This is a genomic window from Sodalis sp. RH21 (assembly GCF_047324175.1).
Taxonomy (GTDB): Bacteria; Pseudomonadota; Gammaproteobacteria; order Enterobacterales; family Enterobacteriaceae; genus Acerihabitans.
Map to the genome: position 1 here is coordinate 2439142 of NZ_CP178732.1, position 16912 is coordinate 2456053.

The 16912-nt window shown below is 59.4% G+C and carries 18 protein-coding genes; 15 read left to right on the forward strand and 3 right to left on the reverse strand.

Going from position 1 to position 16912, the window contains the following annotated elements:
- Positions 1 to 112: 112 nt before the first annotated feature.
- The 9 genes from ACL2XP_RS11180 to ACL2XP_RS11220 all read left to right on the forward strand — a co-directional run bounded on the left by ACL2XP_RS11180 (position 113) and on the right by ACL2XP_RS11220 (position 10428).
- Positions 113 to 1792, forward strand: coding sequence for a methyl-accepting chemotaxis protein (locus ACL2XP_RS11180; protein WP_413738580.1), 1680 nt, complete (start codon positions 113 to 115; stop codon positions 1790 to 1792).
- 42 nt (positions 1793 to 1834) lie between these two features.
- Positions 1835 to 3454 (forward strand): methyl-accepting chemotaxis protein, encoded by a 1620-nt coding sequence (locus ACL2XP_RS11185; RefSeq protein WP_413739124.1) that lies wholly within the window; start codon positions 1835 to 1837, stop codon positions 3452 to 3454.
- A 33-nt stretch (positions 3455 to 3487) separates the two neighbouring features.
- Complete coding sequence (gene cheR / locus ACL2XP_RS11190) at positions 3488 to 4348, forward strand: protein-glutamate O-methyltransferase CheR (protein WP_413738581.1); 861 nt, start codon at positions 3488 to 3490, stop codon at positions 4346 to 4348.
- Positions 4345 to 5391, forward strand: a complete 1047-nt coding sequence (locus ACL2XP_RS11195; protein WP_413738582.1) for a protein-glutamate methylesterase/protein-glutamine glutaminase — start codon at positions 4345 to 4347, stop codon at positions 5389 to 5391. The genes cheR and ACL2XP_RS11195 overlap by 4 nt, the downstream gene beginning before the upstream one ends.
- Before the next feature lie 40 nt (positions 5392 to 5431).
- Entirely contained in the window at positions 5432 to 5821 is a 390-nt protein-coding gene (gene cheY / locus ACL2XP_RS11200; RefSeq protein WP_413738583.1) for a chemotaxis response regulator CheY, read from the forward strand.
- A 12-nt stretch (positions 5822 to 5833) separates the two neighbouring features.
- On the forward strand, positions 5834 to 6475 hold the full coding sequence (gene cheZ, locus ACL2XP_RS11205) for a protein phosphatase CheZ (protein WP_413738584.1): 642 nt from the start codon (positions 5834 to 5836) through the stop codon (positions 6473 to 6475).
- Between the two features lie 158 nt (positions 6476 to 6633).
- A complete protein-coding gene (gene flhB / locus ACL2XP_RS11210) occupies positions 6634 to 7776 on the forward strand; it encodes a flagellar biosynthesis protein FlhB (RefSeq protein ID WP_413738585.1) in 1143 nt (380 codons plus the stop codon).
- A 1-nt stretch (position 7777) separates the two neighbouring features.
- Positions 7778 to 9862 carry a flagellar biosynthesis protein FlhA gene (flhA, locus tag ACL2XP_RS11215; RefSeq protein ID WP_413738586.1) on the forward strand — a complete coding sequence of 695 codons (2085 nt, stop codon included), beginning with the start codon at positions 7778 to 7780 and terminating at the stop codon, positions 9860 to 9862.
- A complete protein-coding gene (locus ACL2XP_RS11220) occupies positions 9859 to 10428 on the forward strand; it encodes a flagellar protein FlhE (RefSeq protein WP_413738587.1) in 570 nt (189 codons plus the stop codon). The genes flhA and ACL2XP_RS11220 overlap by 4 nt, the downstream gene beginning before the upstream one ends.
- Before the next feature lie 94 nt (positions 10429 to 10522).
- On the opposite strand, the gene ACL2XP_RS11225 is transcribed toward ACL2XP_RS11220, so the two are convergent.
- The 3 genes from ACL2XP_RS11225 to flgA form a co-directional block, all read right to left on the reverse strand.
- Complete coding sequence (locus ACL2XP_RS11225) at positions 10523 to 10966, reverse strand: flagella synthesis protein FlgN (protein ID WP_413738588.1); 444 nt, start codon at positions 10964 to 10966, stop codon at positions 10523 to 10525.
- A gap of 9 nt (positions 10967 to 10975) precedes the next feature.
- A complete protein-coding gene (gene flgM, locus ACL2XP_RS11230; protein ID WP_413738589.1) occupies positions 10976 to 11278 on the reverse strand; it encodes a flagellar biosynthesis anti-sigma factor FlgM in 303 nt (100 codons plus the stop codon).
- A 78-nt stretch (positions 11279 to 11356) separates the two neighbouring features.
- Positions 11357 to 12067, reverse strand: a complete 711-nt coding sequence (gene flgA, locus ACL2XP_RS11235) for a flagellar basal body P-ring formation chaperone FlgA (protein ID WP_413738590.1) — start codon at positions 12065 to 12067, stop codon at positions 11357 to 11359.
- 261 nt (positions 12068 to 12328) lie between these two features.
- On the opposite strand from flgA, the gene flgB reads away from it, so the two are divergent.
- The 6 genes from flgB (at position 12329) to flgG (ending at position 16715) form a co-directional block, all read left to right on the forward strand.
- Positions 12329 to 12739, forward strand: coding sequence for a flagellar basal body rod protein FlgB (gene flgB / locus ACL2XP_RS11240; RefSeq protein WP_413739125.1), 411 nt, complete (start codon positions 12329 to 12331; stop codon positions 12737 to 12739).
- Between the two features lie 7 nt (positions 12740 to 12746).
- Positions 12747 to 13151, forward strand: coding sequence for a flagellar basal body rod protein FlgC (flgC, locus tag ACL2XP_RS11245; RefSeq protein WP_413738591.1), 405 nt, complete (start codon positions 12747 to 12749; stop codon positions 13149 to 13151).
- 12 nt (positions 13152 to 13163) lie between these two features.
- Complete coding sequence (flgD, locus tag ACL2XP_RS11250) at positions 13164 to 13841, forward strand: flagellar hook assembly protein FlgD (RefSeq protein ID WP_413739126.1); 678 nt, start codon at positions 13164 to 13166, stop codon at positions 13839 to 13841.
- An 85-nt stretch (positions 13842 to 13926) separates the two neighbouring features.
- On the forward strand, positions 13927 to 15135 hold the full coding sequence (gene flgE / locus ACL2XP_RS11255) for a flagellar hook protein FlgE (protein WP_413738592.1): 1209 nt from the start codon (positions 13927 to 13929) through the stop codon (positions 15133 to 15135).
- 21 nt (positions 15136 to 15156) lie between these two features.
- Positions 15157 to 15912: a flagellar basal body rod protein FlgF gene (locus ACL2XP_RS11260; protein ID WP_413738593.1), complete on the forward strand. Its 756-nt coding sequence runs from the start codon at positions 15157 to 15159 to the stop codon at positions 15910 to 15912.
- Positions 15913 to 15932: 20 nt separating this feature from the next.
- Positions 15933 to 16715 (forward strand): flagellar basal-body rod protein FlgG, encoded by a 783-nt coding sequence (flgG, locus tag ACL2XP_RS11265; RefSeq protein ID WP_413738594.1) that lies wholly within the window; start codon positions 15933 to 15935, stop codon positions 16713 to 16715.
- Positions 16716 to 16912: the final 197 nt, after the last annotated feature.

Sequence of the window (16912 nt, forward strand, 5' to 3'; positions counted from 1 at the left end):
ATCGCCCGGGACGCGGGTCGATTCCGCTAATCCGCTAATTTCTGTATTTACCGGTAAAGTTTGCCTGCCCCCTGCCGATAAAAATAGCACCAGGTGTAGTGGGAAATCAGGCATGTTTAACCGTATAAGAGTAGTGACCGGCTTAGTTTTTATATTAATTATTTTTTGTATTTTGCAATTATCCTCGGGAGGCGTTTTTTACCACTCTTTAAAACAAGACCAGCACTATTTCGGCGTTTACCAAAATTTGCGTAAACAGCAAACCGCATTAAGCGCGAGCTGGGTGGCCTTGGTTCAAACCCGCAATACCCTGAACCGGGCGGCGGTGCGTTATTTAATGGATGAAAACAAGATCGGTAATGGCGCGACGGTAACCGAATTATTATCCGAAGCGCGGGGCACCCTGACCCGTTCCGAGCAAACCTTCGGCAATTTCATGGCGATGCCCGCGGTCGAAGGACAGGACGAGGCGAATCATGTCGCCCTGAAAAAACGCTACGATGCGTTGCATGCCGCCCTGGTTGAACTGAATGTTCAGCTCAACGACGGCAAAATCGCCGATTTTTTCGCTCAACCCACCCAAGGTCTGCAAAACAATTTCGAAGACTCCTATAGCCGCTATCTCGCGGGCAATATCCGCTTATATAACGATGCGGTGGAACAAAACCAGCAGGCGTATGTGCAATCGGTCGGCGTGCTGGGCGCGGCGCTGGCGATCGTGGTGCTGATCTCGCTTCTGGCCTGGGTCGGCATCCGCCGTATCCTGCTGCATCCGCTGCGCTATCTTATCGATCATATCCGCGGTATCGCCGCTGGGGATTTAACCCAGGAACTGACCCTCAACAGCCGCAATGAGATGGGGATGCTGGCGCAAAGCCTGCGCGATATGCAGCGATCGCTGACCGGCACCGTGCATACCGTGCGCCAAAGCGCGACCTCGATTTTCAACGGCGCCAGCGAAATCGCCGCCGGCAATAGCGATCTTTCGTCGCGCACCGAGCAGCAGGCATCGGCGCTGGAGCAAACCGCCGCCAGCATGGAAGAGTTGACCGCCACGGTTAAACAGAACGCCGAAAATGCCCGCCAGGCCCGGCAACTGGCGCTTAGCGCATCGGAAACCGCGCAAAAGGGCGGCAAAGTGGTGGACAACGTAGTGCGGACCATGCACGAAATCGCCGGCAGTTCGCAGAAAATTGCCGATATTACCGGCGTTATCGACGGCATCGCCTTCCAGACCAATATCCTGGCGCTGAACGCGGCGGTGGAAGCGGCGCGCGCCGGCGAACAGGGGCGTGGATTCGCCGTGGTGGCAGGCGAAGTACGCAGCCTGGCGCAGCGCAGCGCGCAGGCGGCCAAAGAGATTAAAGGCTTGATTGATGACTCGGTCAATCGCGTGGATGTGGGGTCCACCCTGGTTGAAAGCGCCGGGGAAACCATGGCGGAAATCGTTAATGCGGTCACCCGCGTCACCGACATCATGGGCGAGATTTCATCGGCGTCCGATGAACAAAGCCGCGGTATCGATCAGGTAGGCGAGGCGGTGGCCGACATGGATCGCACTACGCAGCAAAACGCCGCGCTGGTGCAGCAAGCTGCCCATGCCGCCGCCCAAATGGAAGCCCAGGCCGGATTATTGACCCAGGCCGTCTCCGTCTTCCGCCTGGATGAACAACTCCCCCCGGCGGTAAATAAGCCCGCACCCGCCGTGTCCGTCAACCGGCAGGCTACGCCGCCGGCGTCCGCGAAAAAGACAGCGGAAAGCACATCGCAGGAAAATTGGGAAACCTTTTAATTACGCTTGGTAAAAATAACCAACGCCAGCATGAGGCTAATGATGTTATCGCGTATACGGATTTCCACCAGCCTGATTATGATCGTATTGATCTTCGGTTTGATGCAATTAATCAGCAGCGGACTGTCGTTTGAGAATTTCAGACGCAGCAGCGAAAATTTTCACCAAGTAGAATCGGACAATCTGAAACGAAATGCCCTGAGCATGAGTTGGTCTGAATTACTGCAAACCCGTAATTCCCTTAACCGGGCGGCGACGCGCTTTGCGTCTTATACGCCGCTGGAGCAGATCCTGCCGATTATGGAGGATGCCAAAAAGAAACTGAAACACGGCGAGGCGGTGTACAAGGAATTTAACGCCTATCCCACGGCGAGCGGCGGGGAGCAGGCGCTGCGCGAGCAAACCAACAAGAGCTATAAAGAATTCGACCAGGCGCTGCACGACGCCATAGAGATGCTGGATAACGGCAATGTACAGGCCTTTATGACCCAGCCCACGCAGCAATTCCAGGACGCGTTCGAGCGGCAATATAACGCCAATATGACGCATCTGTCCGCGGTGATCGGCGACGCCAGCGAGTTAAACCGTTCCGCGTACAGCCGGTCGGGATGGATGCTGGCGCTGATGACCGGCATGACGGCGGCCCTGACGCTGCTGGTCCTGGTATGGCTCAAACGCATGCTGCTGCGCCCGTTGGCGGCGATGAGCGGCCATTTTAACGCCATCGCCAGCGGCGATCTGGGCAATCCGATCGCGGCCCAGGGGCGTAACGAAATCAGCCAGTTGTTCCATCAATTGGAAGCCATGCGCGATGAGCTGGCGCAAACGGTATCCGCCGTGCGCCAGGGCACCGATGCCATGCTCAGCGGCATCCAGGAAATCGCCAGCGGCAATAACGATTTGTCGGCGCGTACCGAACAGCAGGCCGCTTCTCTCGAAGAAACCGCCACCAGCATGGAGCAATTAACCTCCACGGTGAAACAGAATGCGGAAAATGCCCGCCAGGCCAGCAAGCTGGCCAGCGATGCGTCGTCCACCGCCCATAAAGGCGGCACGTTGACCGGCAACGTGGTGCAGCGCATGGCGGATATCGCCGTCAGCTCGCGGAAAATCAGCGATATCACCAGCGTCATCGACGGCATCGCCTTCCAGACCAATATCCTGGCGCTGAACGCGGCGGTGGAAGCGGCGCGCGCCGGCGAGCAGGGCCGGGGCTTCGCCGTGGTGGCCGGCGAGGTGCGTAATTTGGCGCAGCGCAGCGCGCAGGCGGCCAAAGAGATTAAAGGATTGATTGACGAGTCGGCCACTCGCGTGCAGCAAGGCTCCGAACTGGTCGCCTCGGCCGGTGAAACAATGGATGAGATCGTTCGTTCCGTCGCCCGGGTCACCGATATTATGGGCGAAATCGCCTCCGCCTCCGATGAACAGAGCCGGGGTATCGATCAGGTGGCCGCCGCGGTTAATCAAATGGATGCCGCCACCCAGCAAAATGCGTCGCTGGTGGAGCAATCCGCCGCCGCCGCCCATGCCCTGGAAGCGCAGGCCGGATCGCTGATGCAGGCGGTGCGCGTATTCAGGCTGCAACAGCACGCCGAGCAGGATTACCTGGATGAGAAAGGGTCGGCCGGCCTTAATGAGCGGCAACTCGAACCAACAACCTAACGCCAGGCGCAAGCGCGGGCAATGAGAAAACCTATGCCGAATCAGGCTGAAATTGCCGCACGATGGTCCAATTGGGCGCAACCGGTGCCCTTATCGGATGCGCATTTCCAGCGCATATGTCAGTTGATTTACCAGCGGGCCGGCATCGTGCTGGCCAGCCACAAACGGGAGATGGTGTATAACCGCCTGGTCAGGCGGCTTCGCAGCCTGGAGATGGCGGATTTCGGCACGTATCTGGCGCGGTTGGAAGCCAATGTCAACGGCGAGGAGTGGGAGGTCTTTATCAACGCGCTGACCACCAACCTGACCGCCTTTTTTCGCGAACTGCATCACTTCCCGATTCTCGCGCGCCACGCCCAGGAGCGGCCGGGGCCGTATACCGTTTGGAGCACCGCGGCTTCCACCGGCGAAGAGCCTTACTCCATCGCCATGACGTTAATGGAAACGCTGACCGGACCGATGAGCCAGGTGCAGGTGATCGGCAGCGATATTAATACCCTGGTGCTGGATAAAGCCCGGGCCGGCGTGTACCGCCATGAGGAACTGCGCGGCCTGAGCACCGTGCAGCGCCAGCGGTTTTTCCTGCGCGGCACCGGCCCCCACGAAGGGTTGGCGCGGGTACGTCCGGAGCTCAGCGCCATGGTGCGTTTCCAGTATCTGAATTTACTGGCGGGAGAGTGGGCGGTGCCGGGACCGTTCGACGCTATTTTTTGCCGGAATGTGATGATTTATTTTGATAAGGAAACCCAGGAGCGCATCCTGCGCCGTTTCGCGCCGCTGCTTAAACCCGGCGGGCTGCTGTTTGCCGGCCATTCAGAAAATTTCAGCCAGATCAGCCAGGATTTCAAGCTGCGCGGACAGACGGTTTACCAGCTTACCAAGGAAAGAAAATGAGCAAAATCAGGGTGCTTTGCGTAGACGATTCCGCATTGATGCGGCAATTGATGACCGAAATCATCAACGGTTTTCCCGATATGGAAGTCGTGGCCACCGCTCCCGATCCGCTGGTGGCTCGCGATCTGATTAAAAAATTGAACCCGGAAGTGCTCACGCTGGATGTGGAAATGCCGCGTATGGACGGGTTGGATTTTTTGGAAAAACTGATGCGTTTACGGCCGATGCCGGTGGTGATGGTGTCGTCGTTGACCGGGCGCGGATCGGAAATCACCCTGCGCGCATTAGAGCTGGGAGCCATTGATTTCGTTACCAAACCGCAAACCGGCCTGCGCGACGGCATGCTGGCCTACAGCGAGTCCATTGCCGAGAAAATCCGCATGGCGTCCCGGGCCAGGCTGCCGCAGCGGCAAAACAGCGGCGCGGCGCCGACCATCCGGGTGCCGTTGCTGAGCAGTGAAAAGCTGATCGCCATCGGCGCGTCCACCGGCGGAACGGAGGCGATTCGCCATGTGCTTGAGCCGCTGCCGCCCACCAGCCCGGCGCTATTGATCACCCAGCATATGCCGCCGGGATTTACCCGATCTTTTGCCGAGCGGTTGAACAAACTATGCCAGATCACGGTAAAAGAGGCCGAAGACGGCGAGCGGATATTGCCGGGCCACGCCTATATCGCCCCGGGCGCGCGCCATATGGAACTGGCCCGCAGCGGCGCCAATTACCAGGTCAGGCTGCATGACGGCGATCCGGTTAATCGCCATCGTCCGTCGGTGGATGTGCTGTTCCACTCGGTGGCCCAATATGCCGGGCGCAATGCGGTCGGGGTGATCCTTACCGGCATGGGTAATGACGGCGCCGCCGGCCTGCTGGCCATGCGCAACGCCGGCGCCTATACCATGGCGCAGGATGAAGCCAGCTGCGTGGTATTCGGCATGCCCCGTGAAGCCATTGCCATGGGGGGCAGCAACGAAATTGTGCCTTTACACCAGATGAGCCAGCGCATGATGACCCAAATCAGCGCCGGCCAGGCATTACGTATTTAGCAGCCCGCACGCGGGCAAACGATCAATAACAGGAGCAGGTATGGCGGATAAAGAACTCAGATTTCTGGTGGTCGACGATTTTTCAACGATGCGGCGAATCGTGCGTAACCTACTGAAAGAGCTGGGCTTTAATAATGTTGACGAAGCCGAGGACGGTGCGGATGCCCTGAATAAGCTGCGCGCCGGCCCCATCGATTTCGTCATTTCCGACTGGAATATGCCGAATATGGATGGGCTGGCCCTGCTGCAGAATATCCGCGCCGATGCCGCGCTGGGCGCGCTGCCGGTGCTGATGGTGACGGCGGAAGCCAAAAAAGAGAATATCATCGCCGCCGCCCAGGCGGGGGCCAGCGGTTATGTGGTCAAGCCGTTTACCGCGGCGACGTTGGAAGAAAAGCTGAATAAAATATTCGAAAAGCTGGGGATGTAATCAGGAGGGAATATGAATAGCACACCTACCATGCCGAAAACCAACGCCACCGCCACGGAGATCATCTCCCGCATCGGCCAGTTGACCAGGATGCTGCGCGATAGCCTCAAGGAACTGGGACTGGATCAAGCCATCGCCCAGGCCGCCGAAGCCATTCCCGACGCCCGCGATCGGCTGGACTATGTGGTACAAATGACCGCGCAGGCGGCCGAGCGGGCGCTTAACTGCGTCGATGCGGCGCAGCCGCGCCAAACCAGGCTGGAGAAAGGCGCGAAGGCGCTGACCGTTCGCTGGGACAGTTGGTTCGAGCAGCCCATTGAATTGGGCGATGCCCGCGAGCTGGTGACCGCTACCCGGGATTACCTGGCCGAGGTGCCGGAACATACCGCCTTCACCCATGCGCAGCTGATGGAAATCATGATGGCGCAGGATTTTCAGGATCTCACCGGCCAGGTGATTAAACGCATGATGGATGTGGTGCAGGAGATCGAAAAGCAACTGCTGATGGTGCTGCTGGAAAACATGCCGGAGCCGGCGCAGTCCAAACGCGCCAGCGACGGCCTGCTGAACGGCCCGCAGCTCGATCACACCGTCGAGGGCGTGGTCGCCAACCAGGATCAGGTGGACGATCTGCTCGATAGCCTCGGTTTTTAACCCCGTTTCCCCCTTGAACCGGCGATCGGCAGATCGTCCGGTCAACGGCTATCCGTCAAATACCCGCCGCTTTACCCCGTTGTTCCCGCCATCGTCCGCACGGCTTTTTGTCATGCTACGCATCTTGCAGTCATGGCGTGAAGCGATCGGGATGATTAATGGCGGAAGACAGCGATCTGGAAAAAAGCGAGGCCCCCACCGCCCACCGGCTGGATAAAGCCCGCGAAGAGGGGCAGATTCCCCGTTCCCGCGAATTGACTTCCGTTTTGATGCTGCTGGTGGGGCTGGCTATCCTGTGGATGGGCGGCGAGCCGCTGGGCCGCCAACTGGCGGCGATGATCGCCCAAGGCCTGCGTTTCGACCACGGTATAATCAGCAACGACCGCCAGATTTTATTTCAAGTGCAGGCCCTGATCAAACAAACGGTGTGGGCGCTGGTCCCGGTCTTTGCCGGCCTGGTGCTCACCGCCCTGGCCGCGCCGATGCTGCTGGGGGGCGTGATGTTTAATCCCGCATCGATTAAATTCGATCTGGGCAAAGTCAATCCGCTGCCGGGATTAAAACGGGTTTTTTCCGGCCAGGCGCTATCGGAGTTATTCAAGGCCATACTCAAGGCGCTGCTGATGGGCTGGGTCACCGGCTGGTTCCTTTGGCACAATTGGCCGGTCATGCTGCATTTGGTGCTGGAATCCCCGATTGCCGCATTGGGCGATGCCCTGCGGCTGATCGCCACCTGCGCCTTGCTGAATATCGCGTCGTTGATTCCCATGGTGGCGTTCGATGTGTTCTGGCAACTCTGGAGCCATGTTAAAAAGCTGCGGATGACCCGGCAGGAAATCCGCGATGAATTCAAGGACCAGGAAGGGGACCCGCACGTTAAAAGCCGCATTCGCCAGCAGCAGCGCGCCATGTCGCGCCGCCGCATGATGAGCGACGTGCCGGGCGCCGACGTTATTATCACCAACCCCACCCACTATGCCGTGGCCCTGCGTTATGAGGACGGCAAAATGAACGCCCCGAAAGTGGTGGCCAAAGGCGCCGGCGATATTGCCCTGCGCATTCGCGAGATCGGGGATCGGCACCGTATTCCCCAGCTTGAAGCGCCGCCGCTGGCCAGGGCGCTGTATCGCCACGGCGAGATCGGGCAGGCGATTCCCGCCACCTTGTATTCCGCCGTGGCCGAGGTCCTGGCCTGGGTCTATCAGCTAAAACGCTGGCGGGAGCAGGGCGGATTGATACCGAAAAAACCCGAACATTTACCGGTGCCGGCGGCACTGGATTTTGCCCACGAGAAAGAGTGATATGGCCAAGCTGGTAGCATTATTACGGTTGCCCCCCAATTTAAGTACCATTCAATGGCAGATTCTGGCCGGCCCGGTACTGATCCTGATGATCCTGTCGATGATGGTGCTGCCGTTGCCGCCTTTTATCCTGGATCTGCTGTTTACCTTTAACATCGCCCTGTCGATCATGGTGCTGCTGGTGGCGATGTTTACCCGCAAGACCCTGGAGTTCGCGGCATTTCCCACCATCCTGCTGTTTTCCACCCTGTTGCGCCTGTCGCTGAATATCGCATCGACCCGCATCATATTGCTGCACGGCCATACGGGCACGGCGGCGGCCGGACGGGTGATCGAGGCCTTCGGCCACTTCCTGGTGGGCGGCAATTTCGCCATCGGCATCGTGGTGTTTATCATCCTGGTGGTGATCAACTTTATGGTTATCACCAAAGGCGCCGGGCGCATCGCCGAAGTGGGCGCGCGTTTTGTGCTTGACGGCATGCCCGGCAAACAAATGGCCATCGATGCCGATCTCAACGCCGGCCTGATCGGCGAGGAAGAAGCCAAATTACGCCGCAGCGAAGTCACCCAGGAAGCGGATTTTTACGGTTCGATGGATGGGGCCAGCAAGTTCGTGCGCGGCGATGCCATCGCCGGCCTGATGATCATGGTGATCAACGTGATCGGCGGGTTGCTGGTGGGCATGATCCAGCACGGCATGGCCCTGGGCAATGCGGCCGAAAGCTACACCCTGCTGACCATCGGCGACGGGCTGGTGGCGCAAATTCCGGCGCTGGTGATCTCCACCGCCGCGGGCGTCATCGTTACCCGGGTAGGTACCAATCAGGATGTCGGCCAGCAGATGGTCGGCCAGCTATTCAACAACCCGCGGGTCATGCTATTGAGCGCCGCGGTGCTGGGGTTGCTGGGACTGGTGCCCGGAATGCCCAATATGGTGTTTTTACTGTTTACCGGCATGTTGCTGGCCCTGGCCTGGTGGCTGCGCGGCAAGACCGAGCAAGGACCGGTGGCCAGCGCTCCGCTGATTAAACCGGACAGCGCGCTAAATAATAAAGAAGCCAGCTGGAGCGATGTGCAGTTGGAAGACCCCCTGGGCATGGAAGTGGGCTACCGGCTGATCCCGATGGTGGATTTCCAGCAAAATGGCGAACTGCTGGGCCGTATTCGCAGCATCCGCAAAAAATTCGCCCAGGAAACCGGCTTTTTGCCGCCGGTGGTGCATATCCGCGATAATCTCGAACTCCAGCCGGCCAGCTACCGCATTTTGCTCAAAGGCGTCGAAATGGGGCGCGGCGAAGCGTTCCCCGGCCGCTGGATGGCCATTAATCCCGGCGCCGCCGCCGGCGAACTGGCCGGGGATATCACCCAGGATCCGGCGTTTGGCCTGCCGGCGGTCTGGATTGACAGCGCGCTGAAAGAGCAGGCGCAGATCCAGGGGTATACGGTGGTCGAGGCCAGCACCGTGGTGGCCACCCATCTTAATCATCTTATCGGCATCCATGCCAGCGAGCTGCTGGGCCGGCAGGAAACCCAGCAATTGCTCGATCGCGTTACCCAGGAAATGCCCAAACTCACCGAAGATTTTATCCCCGGCACCCTGACGCTGACCATTTTTCATAAAGTGTTGCAGAATTTGCTGGCCGAAAACGTGCCGATCCGCGATATGCGCACCATTATCGAAACCTTGGCGGAACATGCCCCGGTACAAAAAGATCCGGCGGAGCTCACGGTCGTGGTGCGGGTCGCCCTCGGGCGGGCGATCACCCAGCGCTGGTTCCCGGGGGACGGTGAAATCCAGGCCATCGGTCTGGATTTGGCGTTGGAGCGGGTACTGTTGCAGGCGCTGCAAAGCGGCGGCGGCCTGGAGCCGGGTATGGCGGATCGGGTATTGGCGCAGGCGCGGGAGGTGCTGCAACAGCAGGAAAGCCTGAACGCGCCGGCGGTGCTGCTGGTCAATCACGCCCTGCGCCCGCTGCTGGCGCGTTTCCTGCGCCGCAGCCTGCCTCAGCTTGCCGTCTTGTCGAATCTGGAAGTCAGCGATCGGCGGCAAATCCGCATGACGGCCATTTTGGGCGGCCCGCGGTGAAGATAGCGGATTATCGCACCGGCGCCCATCGCCCGGGCAGGCGGCTACTGCCGCTTGCCTGGCTGCTGGCCATCGCCGCGCCCGCCGCGCCGGCGCCCATCATGCCCGCCGCAAGGCCGGCGATCGCCAACGCCGAAGCCAACTTGGCCGTCAGCGTACGGGTGGCGGCGCCCGGGGACGTCGCGCTGCCGGGCCGCGCCCCGGCGGATGGGGGATGGGAGGCGCAGGGGAAAATGCTGTCCCTGGGCCAGCGCGGCAGCGTTAAAAGCAGCGCGCCGATGCGGCCCGTTACCGCGCCGCCGGGCGGGGCGCTGGTCACGTCCATCAGTTGGCGGATCGATACCGAACGGCCGTTGCCGGCGGGGGCGATGCTGGCGGTCTGCCTGCCGGTGAAATGTGTTTATCTCGATGGGCTGGCCGGACGAAGCGATGCGCTGGCGGGAGCGCCGGCGAATAATCCATTGACGCTGCTGGTGAAAGTCAACGGCAGCGGCGCTTTCTACCCGCAGATATTGCTGACCCGTTATCAGATCTTGGTGAATTACCGCACGTTGCCCACCCGCTGAACCCGCAACGCCGCGGCGTCTGACCGCGACGGCCGGTATCATCATAGGATGCGGGGGGAGCGCCCCGGGCGGCAAATATAGCGCAGCGCGGGGATTAGACGCTGAACTTGCGGCCCAATAACTGCCCGCTGCGCGCCTGGCCGTCGGGGCCATAGAGGCGGCGCTGGGTTTGATGTTGCTCCAGCATGGCGAGCATTTGCTGGTTTAATAGCAGATGCTGCGCCAGCAACAGGCCGTTACGGTAGTTATGGTGATTGAGGTTTTCAGTCAGCTGCGCGATGGTTTGCCACTGGGCGCGCAAAGACGGATGGCCGTCATAAGGCGGCTGGCCGGCTCCGCTGGCGGCCGCCAGGGCTTCGCGCTGGCGATCCAAATGCTGCAGGGTGGCCAGCTGTTCATTTTTATTTTCCGTCACCCGGTGCAATAGCGCGGCGTTAACCTGGCCGGCGCTCAGCAGTTCCTGTTCCTGGGCCAGGGTGAGTTCCAATTGCCGTAGAATTACCAGCATGCGGGTAAAGGTGGTGTCCAACTCATTCATGACGGTTGATTACTCATCCTGATCGAGCATCGATTGCGCCTGGGCAATCAACGCATCGGCAATTTTGCCGGTATCCACTTTCAATTCGCCGCGGCGAATGGCCTGTTTCAGACTGTCCACTTTGGCGCTGTCGATATCCTGGCTGCCGGGTTGCCGCAGGCGTGCCTGGGCGTCGCTTAAATTGACCTGCGTCTGCTGGCTGGTGGCGATGGCGCCGCCGGTAGTTTTGCTTTTTTGCGGCTGAACAGTACCGGTTTCCGGACCCTGGATCGGGGACAGAGGTTGAATTGGGCGGGTACTATCAATACTCATACAGCCTCACTTATATTCGTTGTCAAAAACACCCTCGGGTTAACTTTGATTATCGGCCAAATCCACCAAAGCTTTAATTTAAAATATGACGCGTACGTTACCGTCGTCCAGCAACTGGCCGTTAACCACCTGGCCCGAGTCCATCCGCACCTGCAGCCGATCGTTTACCGCCGCGTTATTCATGGCTTTGCCGGTGCTTTGCACGGCGAAGCCTTCGCCTTGGGCGGTCACCTGCACGGTTTGGCCGGTTGCGACGCGCCAGGGGCGGCGCAACATGGCGGCGGTTAACGCCTGGCCGCTGCCTACCGCCCGCTCGCTGACGCTGCCGGCCGCCAGCGCCATATCGGTGAGGGGCGCGCCGGTGAGCATATCCAGGCGGCCGGTGCGCCACATGATGTCCTGTTCAGATAGCGTCTGATGGGCGGCGATCGGCCGGGCCGCCACCAGGTAACGATCGGTGACCTGGACATCGGCTTGCAGAAACCGTTTTTGGGTATCGCACACCATACCGATACTGAGATTACCCCAGATACGATTACGGGACGGCAATGAAAATTGCGGGTGTTCGCAGCTCAGGCGGCGATCCGCCGGCGTCTTGATCACGATTCGCATTGATTGCGGGGGCGCGGGATATTGCCGCTGCATAAAATCGGTCAACTGCGCCGCCAGCGGGTCAGCGGCGGCGGCGGCCGAAAACAGGAATAACGCGGCGGCCAGGACACGATGCCGACGCCCCCTGCGGGCGGCGATGGCCGGTGGCGCAACTTGGTTAACGTCCATACTCTTCATCTCATCCCCTGCGTGTTTTATCCTTCCCGCCGGCGTGGCCGCTGCCTCATGGCTAGCCGGGCAATGACAGTGTACCGATCTCCTTTTCTTCTCAATGGGTAAATTAGCACCGCAATTCATGCTTATTCCGGCGATAGGCATGGCGGTTATACGTCTAAGCTGGCATCCATTAATTAATGCCCGGTATTTTTCTTTGTTGTTATCGCAACTGCCATGACAACTGCGTCGGCAGCTACCGTGGCAACCATGATGGGAACCATGATGATCAATAAGCTTGATGCCGCCCTGCAATTCCAGCAGGAAGCCCTCAACTTGCGCGCGCAGCGTCAGGAAATCCTGGCCGCGAATATTGCCAATGCCGATACTCCGGGCTATCAGGCGCGGGATATCGATTTTGCCAGCGAACTGAATAAAGCGCTGACCCAGGGGCGGGCCAGCGGCGCGTCGTTGGCGCTGACCACCACCTCCGCGCGGCATATCGATGCGTCCGGCGCCGCCGCTCCCGCCAGCGAGCTGCTCTACCGGGTGCCGGATCAACCCGCGCTGGACGGCAATACCGTTGATATGGACCGCGAAAGAACCCAGTTCGCCGATAACAGCCTGCAATATCAGACCGATCTGACGGTGCTCGGCGGACAGATTAAAAACATGATGTCGGTACTACAGGAGTAACCCGCCGATGGGGATGACCTCGATTTTTGCAATTTCCGGTTCGGCGCTGAGCGCCCAATCGCAGCGCATGAACGTCGCCGCCAGCAATCTGGCGAATGCGGACAGCGTGACCGGCCCGGACGGCCAGCCGTATCGCGCCAAAGAAGTGATCTTCCAGGTGGCCGCCCCCGCCGGGCAGGAAATCGGCGGCGTCCAGGTCAGCGGCGTGGTGGAATCGCCGCAGCCGGACAAGCTGGTCTATCAGCCGGGCAATCCGCTGGCGGACGAGAAGGGCTATGTACGCATGCCTAATGTCAATGTGGTGGATGAAATGGTCAACAGCATGTCGGCCTCGCGCAGCTACCAGGCCAATATCGATGTGCTCAATACCGCCAAGACGCTGATGCAAAAAACCCTGACGCTTGGCCAATAACCGGAGGATATGATGGGCGTTTCAGTCAATATGAATGACCCGGTGGATAACACCAAAGTTGCCGACAAGACCGCGGCCGGCAGTTCCAGCGTCGATTTGCAAAGCCAATTCCTGACGCTGCTGGTGGCCCAGTTGAAAAACCAGGACCCTACCAACCCGATGGACAACTCCCAGTTGACTACCCAGTTGGCGCAAATCAGTACCCTGAGCGGCATTGAAAACCTTAATACCACCCTAGGGTCGATTTCCGGCCAAATCAACACCAGCCAATCGTTGCAGGCTTCCACCCTGGTGGGCCACGGCGTGATGATTGACGGCAACAGCATTCTGGTGGGCGCCGACAGCACCACCACGCCTTTCGGCCTGTCGCTGGATAAAGCCAGCGACGCCACCACGGTTACCATAAAAGACGCCAGCGGCAACGTGGTGCGCACCGACGACCTCGGCGCGCAGACCGCGGGGGTGCATACCTTTACCTGGGACGGTACCGACAGCGCGGGCGCGGCCTTGCCGGCAGGCTCATATACCTTCAGCGTCGCCGCCACGACGACGGCGGGCAGCGCCGTAACGGCCACCGCGCTCAAATACGCGGCGGTGTATGGGGTCAACACCACCGCCGGCGGCGCCTCGCAGCTTAACCTCGGCTTGGCCGGCAACGTTACGCTCGATCAGGTACGACAAATTATTTAACGGACAACGAGGCCTGCGCGGCAGCCTTGCCAACCTTATCACAGGCCAACCTTATCACAGGGCAACCTTATCACTGGAGAGTCACATGGGTTTTTCTCAAGCGGTCAGCGGCATGAACGCCGCCGCCACCAATTTGGACGTTATCGGTAATAATATCGCCAACTCCGAAACCAGCGGGTTTAAAGCGGGTTCAGTCTCCTTTGCCGATGTGTTCGCCAGCTCCCAGGTCGGTCTTGGCGTCAAGGTGGCCGCGGTAACCCAGAATTTCAAGGACGGGACGGTCAATACCACCGATAACGGCTTGAATGTCGCTATTTCCAATAACGGCTTTTTCCGCCTGGTGGATGATAGCGGTTCGGTATTCTATTCCCGCAACGGCGATTTTTCGAAAAACTCCAGCAATGAATTGATTAACAGCAGCGGCCTGCACGTCACCGGTTATGCGGCCACCGGCACGCCCCCCACCATCCAGCAGGGAACCCAGCCGGTTAATTTGACCATTCCCGCGGCGGGACTGGCGGCCAAGGCCAGCACCTCCGGCACCATGGTGGCCAAGCTGAACTCCAGCTCCCCGGTGCTCGATGACGCCAAATTCGACGCCGCCGACTCCGGCAGCTATAGCTTTTCGCAGCCGATGACCAGTTATGACAGCCTGGGCAACCCCCATAATGTCAGCCTCTATTTCGTCAAAACCGCCAATAACGAATGGCAGGTGCATAGCGTCGACACCAGCAGCGGCGCGGCCGCCCAAGACCTCGGCAAACTGCAATTCGATACCAACGGACAATTAGCCGCTACCAGCGCCACCAGCTTTGATATCAATATGGCCGCGATGAACGGTTCGACCGCCGGCGCCTTTACGCTGGATTTCACCGGTACCCAGCAGCAGTACGCCACCGCCAGCAGCGTCAGCAGCCAGGACGTCAACGGCTATTCGGCCGGGGATTTAACCAAATACTCCATTAACGACGACGGTACCATTACCGGCACTTATTCCAACGGTGAAACCCAATTGCTCGGGCAAATTGTCCTGGCTAACTTCGCTAATCCGCAGGGATTGAAATCCGACGGCAACAACAGCTGGACCGCCACGTCCGCGTCCGGCCAGGCCATCGTGGGCACCGCCGGCAACGGTAACTTCGGCACGCTGACCGCCGGCGCGCTGGAAGGCTCCAACGTCGATTTAAGCAAAGAGCTGGTGAACATGATCGTGGCCCAGCGCGATTATCAATCCAATGCGCAAACCATCAAGGCCCAGAATGCCATTATGCAAACGCTGGTTAGCCTGACCTGATCGACCTGACGGAGTAGCCCAATGGATCACGCTATTTATACCGCGATGGGGGCCGCCAGCCAGACTCTCGAACAGCAGGCGGTTATCACCAACAATCTGGCCAACTCGTCCACCACCGGGTTCCGGGCGCAGCTTTCCGCCCTGCGCGCGGTACCGGTGGAAGGGCCCACCCTGGCCACCCGTACTCTGGTGGTGGCCTCGACGCCCGGCGCGCTGATGACCCAGGGGCCGCTCGATAATACCGAGCGTCCGCTGGACGCCGCCGTGCAGGATCAGGGCTGGCTGGTGGTACAGATGCCCAACGGCGACGAAGCCTATACGCGCAACGGCAATATTGAAGTCGATGCCACCGGGCAACTGACCATCCAGGGCTACCCGGTAATGGGCGACGCGGGGCCGCTGGTGGTGCCTACCCAGGCGTCCATCACCCTCGGTTCGGACGGTACGGTGTCGTCGCTGGGTGATGGAGACTCGCCGGACTCCATCAGTCCGGTGGGCCAGCTCAAGCGGGTTAAACCGGATGCCGCCCAGTTAGAGCGTGGCGATGACGGCTTGTTTCATCTGACCGCCGCCGCCCAGGCGCAAAACGGCAGTACCCTGCCCACCGACCCCACGGTCAAAATCATGCCCGGCGTGCTGGAAGGCAGCAACGTCAATACCGCCGAAACGCTGGTGGATATGATTGGCAGCGCACGCCGTTTTGAAATGCAGATGAAAATCATCGCCGACATCGACAAAAATGCCGAATCGGCCAATCAACTGCTTTCAATCAGTTAACTCAATCGGAGATTAAACGGATGATCCGTTCTTTGTGGATTGCCAAAACCGGTCTGGATGCGCAGCAGACCAACATGGATGTTATTTCCAATAACCTGGCCAACGTCAGCACCAACGGGTTTAAACGCCAGCGCGCGGTGTTCGAGGATTTACTCTACCAGACCGTACGCCAGCCCGGCGCGCAATCTTCCGATCAGACATCGTTGCCGTCCGGCCTGCAGCTGGGTACCGGGGTGCGGCCGGTGTCCACCGAGCGGCTGCACAGCCAGGGCAATTTGCAGCAAACCGAAAACAGCAAGGATATCGCGGTTAACGGCAAAGGCTTTTTCCAGGTGCAAATGCCCGACGGCACCACCGCCTATACCCGCGACGGATCGTTCCAGGTGGACCAAAACGGCCAGATGGTGACTTCCAGCGGTTATCCGGTCCAGCCGGCGATTACCATTCCCGCCAACGCGCTTACCGTCACCGTGGCGCGCGACGGCGCGGTCAGTGTTACCTTGCAGGGGCAGACCGCCGCCAGCCAGGTGGGGCAGTTGACCCTGAGCAATTTCATCAATGAAGCGGGCCTGCAAAGCCTGGGCGAAAATCTCTATCAGGAAACCGACAGTTCCGGGGCGCCCAACGAGGCCACCCCGGGGCAAAACGGCGCCGGGCTGTTGTACCAGGGTTATGTTGAAACCTCCAACGTAAACGTGGCCGAAGAACTGGTGGATATGATCCAGGTGCAACGCGCTTATGAAATTAATAGCAAAGCCGTTACCACCTCGGACGCCATGCTGCAAAAGCTCACCCAGCTGTAATACAGCGGAAGGGTTTGATGTGACGGCGTAACTTCATGGTGCAAGATAACCGCTCGCTATCATGCTGAAATTAAAACAAATAGATGCCATAAAGTTACGTCGTCACTTAAACGCCGTGTTAAAGATGCTTATAAGTGACAGTGTAATTTTTGCCATGCGCCCCTTTATACCGTCTGTCAGGACAATTTGAGTCATAT

Excerpts from the sequence above, each read along its gene's own strand:
- ACL2XP_RS11180 (WP_413738580.1), top strand. The coding sequence starts at position 113 with ATGTTTAACCGTATAAGAGTAGTGACCGGCTTAGTTTTTATATTAATT.
- ACL2XP_RS11225 (WP_413738588.1), bottom strand. The coding sequence starts at position 10,966 with ATGAATGAGTTGGACACCACCTTTACCCGCATGCTGGTAATTCTACGG.
- flgA (WP_413738590.1), bottom strand. The coding sequence starts at position 12,067 with ATGAAGAGTATGGACGTTAACCAAGTTGCGCCACCGGCCATCGCCGCC.
- flgB (WP_413739125.1), top strand. The coding sequence starts at position 12,329 with ATGATCAATAAGCTTGATGCCGCCCTGCAATTCCAGCAGGAAGCCCTC.
- ACL2XP_RS11185 (WP_413739124.1), top strand. The coding sequence starts at position 1,835 with ATGTTATCGCGTATACGGATTTCCACCAGCCTGATTATGATCGTATTG.
- cheZ (WP_413738584.1), top strand. The coding sequence starts at position 5,834 with ATGAATAGCACACCTACCATGCCGAAAACCAACGCCACCGCCACGGAG.
- flgG (WP_413738594.1), top strand. The coding sequence starts at position 15,933 with ATGATCCGTTCTTTGTGGATTGCCAAAACCGGTCTGGATGCGCAGCAG.
- flgM (WP_413738589.1), bottom strand. The coding sequence starts at position 11,278 with ATGAGTATTGATAGTACCCGCCCAATTCAACCTCTGTCCCCGATCCAG.
- flgE (WP_413738592.1), top strand. The coding sequence starts at position 13,927 with ATGGGTTTTTCTCAAGCGGTCAGCGGCATGAACGCCGCCGCCACCAAT.
- flhB (WP_413738585.1), top strand. The coding sequence starts at position 6,634 with ATGGCGGAAGACAGCGATCTGGAAAAAAGCGAGGCCCCCACCGCCCAC.
- cheR (WP_413738581.1), top strand. The coding sequence starts at position 3,488 with ATGCCGAATCAGGCTGAAATTGCCGCACGATGGTCCAATTGGGCGCAA.
- cheY (WP_413738583.1), top strand. The coding sequence starts at position 5,432 with ATGGCGGATAAAGAACTCAGATTTCTGGTGGTCGACGATTTTTCAACG.
- flgC (WP_413738591.1), top strand. The coding sequence starts at position 12,747 with ATGGGGATGACCTCGATTTTTGCAATTTCCGGTTCGGCGCTGAGCGCC.
- flhA (WP_413738586.1), top strand. The coding sequence starts at position 7,778 with ATGGCCAAGCTGGTAGCATTATTACGGTTGCCCCCCAATTTAAGTACC.
- ACL2XP_RS11260 (WP_413738593.1), top strand. The coding sequence starts at position 15,157 with ATGGATCACGCTATTTATACCGCGATGGGGGCCGCCAGCCAGACTCTC.
- flgD (WP_413739126.1), top strand. The coding sequence starts at position 13,164 with ATGGGCGTTTCAGTCAATATGAATGACCCGGTGGATAACACCAAAGTT.
- ACL2XP_RS11195 (WP_413738582.1), top strand. The coding sequence starts at position 4,345 with ATGAGCAAAATCAGGGTGCTTTGCGTAGACGATTCCGCATTGATGCGG.